At 68.0% G+C, this 8,931-nt stretch carries 9 protein-coding genes; 8 read left to right on the top strand and 1 reads right to left on the bottom strand.

What is annotated here, in order from left to right; genetic code table 11:
• On the bottom strand, nucleotides 1–796 hold a 796-nt coding region (locus tag Q4A20_RS14105; RefSeq protein ID WP_303123936.1), incomplete at its 3' end, for an exodeoxyribonuclease III.
• 62 nt (nucleotides 797–858) lie between these two features.
• Here Q4A20_RS14105 and Q4A20_RS14100 point away from each other — a divergent pair.
• The 8 genes from Q4A20_RS14100 to Q4A20_RS14065 all read left to right on the top strand — a co-directional run bounded on the left by Q4A20_RS14100 (nucleotide 859) and on the right by Q4A20_RS14065 (nucleotide 8,718).
• Nucleotides 859–1,707, top strand: coding sequence for an SDR family oxidoreductase (locus Q4A20_RS14100; protein WP_303123934.1), 849 nt, complete (start codon nucleotides 859–861; stop codon nucleotides 1,705–1,707).
• A 122-nt stretch (nucleotides 1,708–1,829) separates the two neighbouring features.
• Nucleotides 1,830–2,327 (top strand): cytochrome c nitrite reductase small subunit, encoded by a 498-nt coding sequence (gene nrfH / locus Q4A20_RS14095; protein WP_303123932.1) that lies wholly within the window; start codon nucleotides 1,830–1,832, stop codon nucleotides 2,325–2,327.
• Nucleotides 2,328–2,333: 6 nt separating this feature from the next.
• Nucleotides 2,334–3,857 (top strand): ammonia-forming cytochrome c nitrite reductase subunit c552, encoded by a 1,524-nt coding sequence (locus Q4A20_RS14090; RefSeq protein WP_303123931.1) that lies wholly within the window; start codon nucleotides 2,334–2,336, stop codon nucleotides 3,855–3,857.
• A 17-nt stretch (nucleotides 3,858–3,874) separates the two neighbouring features.
• A complete protein-coding gene (locus Q4A20_RS14085; protein ID WP_303123929.1) occupies nucleotides 3,875–4,864 on the top strand; it encodes a tetratricopeptide repeat protein in 990 nt (329 codons plus the stop codon).
• Between the two features lie 4 nt (nucleotides 4,865–4,868).
• The gene (locus Q4A20_RS14080; RefSeq protein WP_303123927.1) at nucleotides 4,869–5,561 is read left to right on the top strand and encodes a cytochrome c biogenesis CcdA family protein; all 693 of its coding nucleotides are present in this window, start codon (nucleotides 4,869–4,871) and stop codon (nucleotides 5,559–5,561) included.
• A 14-nt stretch (nucleotides 5,562–5,575) separates the two neighbouring features.
• Complete coding sequence (locus Q4A20_RS14075) at nucleotides 5,576–7,102, top strand: cytochrome c biogenesis protein ResB (RefSeq protein ID WP_303123925.1); 1,527 nt, start codon at nucleotides 5,576–5,578, stop codon at nucleotides 7,100–7,102.
• Nucleotides 7,095–8,018 carry a c-type cytochrome biogenesis protein CcsB gene (ccsB, locus tag Q4A20_RS14070; RefSeq protein ID WP_303123924.1) on the top strand — a complete coding sequence of 308 codons (924 nt, stop codon included), beginning with the start codon at nucleotides 7,095–7,097 and terminating at the stop codon, nucleotides 8,016–8,018. Before Q4A20_RS14075 ends, ccsB begins: the two co-directional genes overlap by 8 nt.
• Nucleotides 8,011–8,718 (top strand): redoxin domain-containing protein, encoded by a 708-nt coding sequence (locus tag Q4A20_RS14065; RefSeq protein ID WP_303123922.1) that lies wholly within the window; start codon nucleotides 8,011–8,013, stop codon nucleotides 8,716–8,718. The genes ccsB and Q4A20_RS14065 overlap by 8 nt, the downstream gene beginning before the upstream one ends.
• Nucleotides 8,719–8,931 lie beyond the last annotated feature (213 nt).

The raw sequence follows: 8,931 nt of genomic DNA, 5'->3' as shown, positions 1-8,931 counted from the left end.
CGACGACGGGCACGTGATCGCTGGGGCCCTTGCCCTTGCGCTCGTCCCGGTCGATGGTGGCGGCGCGCACGCGCGCCGAGAAGGTCTCCGAACCGTAGACGAAGTCGATGCGCATACCCTCGTTACGCGGGAAGCGCAGCTGCTGGTAGTCCCAGTAGGTGTAATTGGTGACGCGCTCGCGCGTGACCTCTTGCAGGCCGACCGCATCCAGTGCGGCCAGCGCCTCCCGCTCCGGAGCGGACACGTGCGTGGCACCCTCGAAGACACTCATATCCCACACGTCCTCATCGCGCGGCGCCACGTTCCAGTCGCCCACCAGTGCCAGTGACTGGCCCGGATCCGCCGCCAGCCAGTCGGCGACGGCGTCACGCAGCGCCGCCAGCCAGGCCAGCTTGTACTCGTAGTGCGGGTGGGTTAATTCGCGCCCGTTGGGCACGTACAGGCTCCACAACCGCACCGGGTCCGTTTCGGCCGCACCGCCGACGGTGGCCGCCAGTGCTCGTGCCTCCACCACCGGCTCGGCTCCTGCCTTCGCGGCCCAGCCGGGCTGTCCGGGGAAGGCGGCCGTGACGTCTGCCAGCCCCACCCGGGAGGCGATAGCGACGCCGTTCCACTGGTTCAGTCCGTGCACGGCCAATTCGTATCCGGCCGCCTCGAAGGGCATGCGCGGGAACTGATCGGGACGGCACTTGGTCTCCTGCATGGCCAGCACGTCCACGTTCCGGCGCTGGAGGAAGTCGACAATCCGATCGACTCGGGTGCGGACGGAGTTCACGTTCCAGGTGGCCAGTCGCATGCGTGCAGGCTACCGCGGTCGGTTACGGACTGCGACGAGGTCCGGCGGCTAGGCTTCCCCGCATGGGAACCGCACTCATCACCGGCGCCACCAGCGGAATCGGTCTGGAGCTGGCCTGGCAGCTCGCCGAGGCCCACCACGACCTCGTACTCGTCGCCCGCACCCGGGCAAGACTGGATCAGGTCGCCGCCACCATCAGCCAGGTCGCCGGAGTCGGGGTGCAGGTGATCACCGCAGACCTGTCGATCTCCGAGGATCTCGCCCGCGTGGCCGATCGCCTGCGCGTCGAGACGCCCGCGGCCGGCTCCGCGGTCGGCCCTTCGACGCTCCCAGCTCACCCCGATGCCCCCCACACCGCCGAGCAGGTGGCCGCCCGCCCCGTCGATCTACTCGTCAACAATGCCGGCTTCGCCGTAGGCCAACGCTTCACCTCCGGAGACATCGGACAGGAGCGCCGCGCCCTCGACGTCATGGTCGGCGCCGTCATGGAGCTGACCCACGCCGCCCTGCCGGGGATGATCGCCCGTGGACACGGCGCCGTTCTGAACATCTCCTCCGCTGCCGCGCTCACCGCCATGGGTACCTATGCGGCGCACAAGGCCTGGGTGCGTACCTTCACCGAGGGCTTGGCCACCGAGCTGAGTGGCACCGGCGTGACCGCAACCGTGGTCAACCCCGGCCTGACCCGCTCGGAGTTCCATGAACGCGCCGGCATGGACGCGGTCTGGCCTCCGATCGCGTGGTTGCAGGCCGACGACGTGGCCCGGGACGCGCTCGCGGCAGTGCGCCGCGGCCAGGTCATCTGCACGCCCTCGCTGCGCTACCTCGGTGTTAACGCACTGCTGCGCCTGGCACCTCGCGGGGTGGTGCGGCGGGTGGCCGGGCATGCCAGTGTGCGCACCCGCTACTGACCGGCGAAGGTCCTGACTTTTCACGACACCTCGTGATATCCTTCTTGAGTCAGGAAGCCCTGCGTCGGCCCGCGCCCCAGGCGGGCGGGGCGTGACATTCCCGGAGCATGAGGGGGTGCCGCGTGGTACGTCTCGTGAAGGCGCTATGGCGCGGCTACACGCGCCTGTTCTCCGGATGGATGCGGATCGCGCTGGCGGCGCTACTGGGCGTGGTCCTGGGAGTCGGCGGATTCACCGTGTACTACTCGGGCGTGACCGGCTATCTCGGCGACGATCCGGCCACCTGCGCCAACTGCCACGCGATGAACGAGCAGTACGAGGCCTGGCAGCGGGGCAGTCACCATGACGTGGCCACCTGCAACTCCTGCCACGCCCCGCATGACAACCTCGTCTACAAGTACATCAACAAGGCGGACAACGGCATCTGGCACTCCCTGAAGTTCACCTTCCAGGACTATCCGGAGAACATTCAGATTCGCGAGCACAACCGTGAGATCACCGAGGCCGCCTGCCTGTACTGCCATGGCGACTTCGTGGACCAGGCCGCCAACAGTTCCACCCACAAGGACGAGACGGTGTCGTGCATCCGCTGCCACGACGGCGTCGGGCATAAGAGGTGACGCGACATGAGTACCGAGAGGGAAGATGCTGCCATGGAGGATCCCCAGGTGGATGCCCCGGAACCCGATGACGCCGGGGCGGCGGATGAAGCCAAGAAACAGCCCGCATCCGGCCGCGCCCGCAAGTGGGTGCCGGCGCTGGTGCTGGTGACCGTGGCCGTGGCCGCGGCAGCCGTCACCTGGCTACTCACCACGATCTTCGAGCACAAGCAGGAGTCTGCGGCCCCCTTCACCGAGGTGGTGGAGCTGACCGACACCTCCTACGACCCGGCCGTATGGGGCCAGAACTTCCCCATCCAGTACGAGCAGTACCTCAAGACCGTCGAGGACACCGACGGCGACTTCATTCCCGCCACTCCCACGGCCGAGGACCCGCGCGAGTACCACACGCAGTCCCGGATCGACGCCGAGACTCGGGCGCAGCGGATGTGGCGCGGCTACGCCTTCGCCGTGGACTACACCCAGCCGCGCGGGCACGAGTGGGCGTTGATCGATCAGCGCTACACCGAGCGCACCGACGAGCGCTTCAACCAGCCCGGCACCTGCCTGAACTGCCACGCCTCCATGCCTCAGGTCTACGACGAACTGGGCAACGGCGATCGCGAGGCCGGGTTCCACGCCATGAACGCCATGAGCTATGACGAGGCCTACGAGCACACCTCCGGCTCCATCGCCTGCATCGACTGCCATGACCCGAAGACAATGGAGTTGACCATCACCCGGCCCGCCTTCATCGACGGCATCCGTAAGGCCAAGGCCGCTGAGGGCGTGAAGGACTATGACGTCAACCGGGACGCCACCAACCAGGAGATGCGCACCTACGTGTGCGCCCAGTGCCACGTCGAGTACTACTTCGCCGGCGATTCCAAGACCCTGACCTACCCGTGGGACAAGGGCCTGACCGTCTATGACGCCATGGACCAATACGACGAGATCGGCTGGACCGACTTCACCCACGAGGAGTCCGGCGCCGAGTTGCTCAAGGCGCAGCACCCCGACTTCGAGACCTGGTCGCAGGGCATCCACGCCTCCAACGGCGTCACCTGCGCAGACTGCCACATGGCTTACAGCCGCGTGGGCGCCACCAAGGTGTCCAACCACCAGATCATGAGTCCGATGGCCAATGATGAGACCATCAACGCCTCCTGTCTGACCTGCCACCACTCCACGGCGGATGAGATGCGCGAGCGGGTGGAAGGCATCCAGACACGTTGGCAGGGCTCCATGAACGTCTCCTTCACCGCCCTGGACGCTCTGATCACCGATATCACTGCGGCCGCTGCGGATGGCAGCGCGACTGCGGATGACCTGGCCACGGCCCGCGACTACCAGCGCAAGGCGCAGTTCGTGATCGACTACTCCTTCTCCGAGAACGGCCGCGGCTTCCACGCACCGGCGTACTCGATCTCCATCCTCAACCAGGCGACCGACTGGGCCCGCTCCGGGCAATTGGCATTGCGCGGCGTCAAGGTTGACAACGGGATCGGCCCGGCCATCCCCGAGCAGCACATGCCGGACGCCGGCAACTGACGGGGCGCGGGAGCGGTATGACTCAGGCGCAGGACGGCGCGGAACCGAAAGCGGCGGGGGGCGACCAGCCGGATCGGGAAGAGCTGGCGGCCTTCTTGGCCACGGCCCCGGAGGGGCTGAAGGGCTGGGCGACCGCCCAGTTGGCTGCGCTCGACCACGACTCGGGGGTCACGGATGAGTCGGTCGGCGCGTCGACGGCGGAGCCCGACGCCTCCGCTTCCGAGTCGGACGCGGACGGCGACTCGCACGCCCATGCCGACGCCGGCGTCGACGATCAGGATGCGGCCGACGTCGAGGACCTGCTGGCCGACGACGAGGATGCCGCCCCCGCGGTGCGCCGGGCCGCCCCGGTGGGGCGGGGGCGCAGCCCCTCGGCCATTGAGCACCGCACCGGCGTCTCCCGGCTGAACCTGGCGCTGGTGGCGCTGCTGGCTGCCGCCGTGGTCGTCATAGTGCAGCAGGCGGGGCGGGGCGATGCCACTAGCACGGCCCTGCCCGAGGGACACCCGTCGATTGCGGCCACGGCCGCTTCGAGTGCCGTTGCCGCCATGGACGAGGCCGTGCCGGTTGACGCCGCGCGAGAGGAGGAGCTCAAGGCGCAGGTCGAGGCGGACCCGGCGAACATACAGGCGCGTCAGGAGTTGGGCGTCATGTATCTCAAGGCCGTCCTGTACCAGGACTCCATCACCTGGCTGCAGCAGATCCTCGATCTCGACCCCGACAATCTTGACGCCCTGCTGACCATTGGCGTGGCCGAGTACCAGTCCAACCAGTACGAGCAGGCCGAGGCGCATTGGCTGCGCGCCTCCGAGATCGACCCGGATGTGGCCGAACCCTGGTACAATCTTGGCTTCCTGTACATGGCCCGTACCCCACCCGACGCCGAACGGGCCAATCAGTGCTGGGAGAAGGTGCTCCAGCTCGCCCCCGACTCGGAGATGGCCGCCAACGTCCGAGGTCATGTGGGCACCATGGGCTCGGCTGCGGCGACGCCGAGTGCGGGGTGAGCCGATGGAGCTCACCCTTCCGATCGCCCTGCTGGCGGGTCTTGTATCCTTCGCCTCACCCTGCTTCCTGCCGATCGTGCCCGCCTTCGTCGGACAGCTGGTGGGCGCGGACGCGGGTCCGGTGCGCCGCCGCACTGCACTGGCCAATTCGGCGGGTTTCGTGGTCGGCTTCTCCGTCGTGTTCATCGCGTTATGGGCCTCGCTCGGGCTGCTCGGCCGCTCGCTGGGGCCCTACGTGGTCTACGCGCGTATGGCCGGCGGCGCGGTGCTGGTGCTCATGGGGCTGCACGTGGCGGGAATTCTCACGCTGCGGCCCTTCGACGCGCTGGTGCGGACCTCGGGTCCCGCGGGTGCGGCCGGTTCGCCGCTGCGGGCCGCCCTTATGGGCCTCGCTTTCGGGGCGGGCTGGACACCTTGCATCGGCCCGATCCTCGGCGGCATCCTCGCGCTGGCAACGGCCAGCCCGACGGCGTGGTCCGGTGTGACCCTCATGGTGGCCTACTGTCTGGGGCTGGGAATCCCGATCGTAGCCGTCGCCCTGGGCTCGGCGCAGGCGACCCGGAGGTTCAACTGGTTCCGCCGCCACCACGTGGGGGTCTCGCTGGTGAGTGGAGGCATGCTCGTGCTCATTGGGTTGCTCATGATTGCCGGACTGCTGGGACGGCTATCCGCTCTGATCCCCGCCCTGGGGCTGTGAGGAGGCACCTGAAGGTGAAACGGACCGACACGCGAGCGGCGCAGCCGTCCGCCGCGGAACAGCCGTCCGCCAGGCGGGCGGGCGCCGCCGATGCGCCCGGTGGTGGCGGGGCTGTGGACGGCTTGGACGATCAGGCCGCGCTGTCTCCGCGCCAGCTGGCCAGGCAGGTATACGCCTTCCTCTACAACAAGACCGTCGGCCTGGTGCTGATCCTATTGGCCGGACTGCTGGGCCTGCTGGGTGCGATCTTCCCCCAGATGCCCGCCTCGGCCAGGGCGGATGCGCAGGCCACGGAGCAGTGGCTGGAGCAGGTGCGGCCGACCTTCGGCGGCTGGACCGGCATCCTGCGCGCGCTGGGCGCCTTCAACATGTTCACGTCGGTGCCCTTCCTGGTGGTGATGGGCCTGCTGGCCGCCTCGATCCTCGCCTGTACGGCGCATCGGCTGCCGGTGATCTGGCGGGCCGCCCGCCACCCCCGTACCCGGGTGACGGCCCGCTTCTTCGAACGGGCCCGGCTGCGTTCCCACTTCACCGTGCCCTTGGATGCGGAAGCGGCCTTCGAAGTCGTGTGCACCGACGCCCGCCGGCACCGCCTGCGCGTAATCGTGGATGAGCGCGGACCCGGATACAACGCCTACCTGGACCGCAACCACTGGGCGCCCTTCGGCACGGTATTCGCCCACATCGCCTTCGTGGTGGTCATGGCCGGATTCGTGGTCTCCTCCCTGACCGGCTTCCGCGACCAGCAGTTCACCCTGACCGTGGGCCACCCCAAGGAAGTCGGCCACAGCACCGCACTGACCGTGCAGGCCAACAGTTTCCAAGACACCTACTACGAGGACGGCTCGCCCAAGGACTACGTAGCCGACCTGACCCTGATGGATGCCGGCCGCCAGGTCGCCTCCCAGCAGGTGCGGGTCAACACCCCGCTGAGCTACCGCGGCGTCATGTTCCACCAGTCCTACTTCGGGGTCTCCGCCGTCATGCGGGTGGTCGACGCCTCCGGGGCCGAGGTGCTCCATGACGGCGTCGCCCTGGAGTGGACCACGTCGGACAAGCTCTTCAACTACGGCCACGCAACCCTGCCCGATGGGACGGTCATGTACGTGGTGGAGGCGGCCTCCGGGCAGATCGGCACCGGTATCGAGCCCGGCCAGGTGCGCATCGAGCTGTACCAGGGCGACGCCACTACGCCCAGTGCGCAGGCCGTCCTTGACCAGGGTACGCCGAGCGCGGTGGGGGACTACACCCTCACCTTCGAGCGGGAGCAGCAGTTCACCGGGCTGATTGTGCGCCGTGACCCCGGAGCCCCGATCGTGTGGGTAGGTTTCGGCCTGCTGGTGCTCGGCACCTGCATGACCATGTTCTTCCGGCACCGGCGCATCTGGGTGCGGGTCACTGAGGACGATGGCGGCGCCCTGGTACAGCTGGCCTCCCCGGACCGCCGCGACTTCGGGTTCAGCGCATTCTTCACCGACATGGCCGTCCGCCTCAGCGGACGAATGACGCGGCAAGCGGAAAGGACCGACGCCGATGCTTGAGTACTCACAGGCCCTACTGCTGATCACCACCGGCCTGGTGGTGGTCTCCACCATCGCCTACCTGGGCGCCTTCTTCGCCGCCCGCATGTCGCGGGCCGTCACGGCGGTACCGCTCGGGGGTACTGGCGGCAGCGTCGTCGTCGACACCGGCGAGGGTGGGCGCACCGTGGAGGTGACCGGCGGGGTGCGGCGGACCCCGATCAAGCGTTTCACCGTCACCTGGTGGGCCGCCAAATCGACCCAGTTGGGACTGCTGCTGCTGACGGGCTCGTTGATCGCCCGCACCATCGCCACCGGGCATCCTCCATTCTCCAACCACTACGAGTTCGCCATCTGCTTCGCCTGGGGCATGATGTTGGCGCAGGTGGTGTTCGAGTGGCGTTACCGGGTGCGGACCGTGTCGATCATCGTGCTGCCGGTGATCCTGGCGATGCTGATCTACGCCTCGACGCTGTCTTACCAGCCCAGCCCGCTGATGCCGGCGTTGCAGAACTCCCCGCTGCTGACTCTGCACGTGTTCACAGCCTCCCTGGGCTATGGGGCCGCGGTGGTCTCCTTCGCCGCCGCGGTCATGTACTTGCTCGCCCCGCGTGTGCGCTGGCGGGGCTGGCCCCGGCAGGAGGTGCTCGACGATCTCGCCTACCGGGCCACCGTGGTCACCTTCCCCATGTTGACCCTGATGCTGATCCTGGGGGCGCTGTGGGGCAATGTCGCCTGGGGCCGCTACTGGGGCTGGGACCCCAAGGAGACGGCGGCGCTGGTCACCTGGCTGATCTACGGTGCCTACTTGCATGCGCGCGTCACCCGTGGCTGGCGGGGTAACCGCGCCTCCTGGCTGCTGATCCTGGGTTTCGCCGCCGTCCTGTTCACCTACCTGGGTAACCTGTTCTTCGGAGGACTGCACTCCTATGCGTGACGAGACCAGCGATGAGCCGCTGGAAGAGATCTCCGCCGATTTGAGCGACGGGCCCGACGTCGTTGAGCCCGCAACCCTGGGTGATGGCTCCGACGAGCCCGCCTGGCGCGCCGGTGTTCGCGGCTCCCGCTTCGGGCAGGTCGCTGTTTTGATCGTCGCGGCCTTCGCCATCGCCATCGCCGCCTGGTGGGCGGTGGCGCCCGACGACGCAGGTCCGGCCCAGGCCGAGATTGCCGTGGTCACCGAGGTGGACGTGGAGGGGGTGGGCAGTGCCCCGGTGGTGGGTCAGAAGGCTCCGGCCATCACGGCTGCTGACCTCGACTCCCGGGAGGTGGTGTTGGAGCCGGATGCCATGGAGGGGCGACCGGTGTGGCTGATGTTCGTGGCCACTTGGTGCACGGGCTGCCGCACCGAGATGCCGGATGTGCAGGCGGCCGCCGCCGACTACGAAGACGACGTGGAGGTGATCGTGGTTTACGTGGGGGAGGACGCCGCGGCGGTGAACTCTTACTCCGAGCGTGTGGGAAACGAGTTCACCCAGGTTCCCGACCGCAGCCAGGTGATCTCCGCCGCCTACGGGATCATGGGGGTTCCCTCGCACTTCTTCATCGGCGCCGACGGCGTAGTGCAGCAGGTGCATGTGGGCCTGCTGAACCCCGAGCAGATGAATGAGGCACTCCAGTCCCTCACCGCTTCCTGACCGCCCCTTTCCTGACCCCCTCTCTCTCACCGAGTTCGGTAGTTGTTACGTGCCGAGGTCGGTAGGTCTTACGTGCTGAGGTCGGTAGTTGTGGTGGTTGGTCTTCTTCGGTTGTTCTGGTGGTGGTCTGTGGTGTGCTCGTTCCTGCTGCCAGTGGCCGGTGGTGTGGGCGTGCCGGGGACGTCATGAACACGTGTTGGCGCCATCGACACG

The sequence above is a fragment of the Actinomyces sp. genome, from assembly GCF_030530635.1.
Lineage (GTDB): Bacteria > Actinomycetota > Actinomycetes > Actinomycetales > Actinomycetaceae > Actinomyces.
The sequence above is the reverse complement of the archived record's forward strand: the minus strand, read 5'-3'. Positions and strand labels throughout refer to the sequence as shown.

What these genes read in the sequence shown, in the direction of transcription:
- Q4A20_RS14100 (WP_303123934.1), top strand. Translation starts at nt 859, where the DNA reads ATGGGAACCGCACTCATCACCGGCGCCACCAGCGGAATCGGTCTGGAG.
- Q4A20_RS14090 (WP_303123931.1), top strand. Translation starts at nt 2,334, where the DNA reads ATGAGTACCGAGAGGGAAGATGCTGCCATGGAGGATCCCCAGGTGGAT.
- Q4A20_RS14085 (WP_303123929.1), top strand. Translation starts at nt 3,875, where the DNA reads ATGACTCAGGCGCAGGACGGCGCGGAACCGAAAGCGGCGGGGGGCGAC.
- Q4A20_RS14080 (WP_303123927.1), top strand. Translation starts at nt 4,869, where the DNA reads ATGGAGCTCACCCTTCCGATCGCCCTGCTGGCGGGTCTTGTATCCTTC.
- ccsB (WP_303123924.1), top strand. Translation starts at nt 7,095, where the DNA reads ATGCTTGAGTACTCACAGGCCCTACTGCTGATCACCACCGGCCTGGTG.
- Q4A20_RS14065 (WP_303123922.1), top strand. Translation starts at nt 8,011, where the DNA reads ATGCGTGACGAGACCAGCGATGAGCCGCTGGAAGAGATCTCCGCCGAT.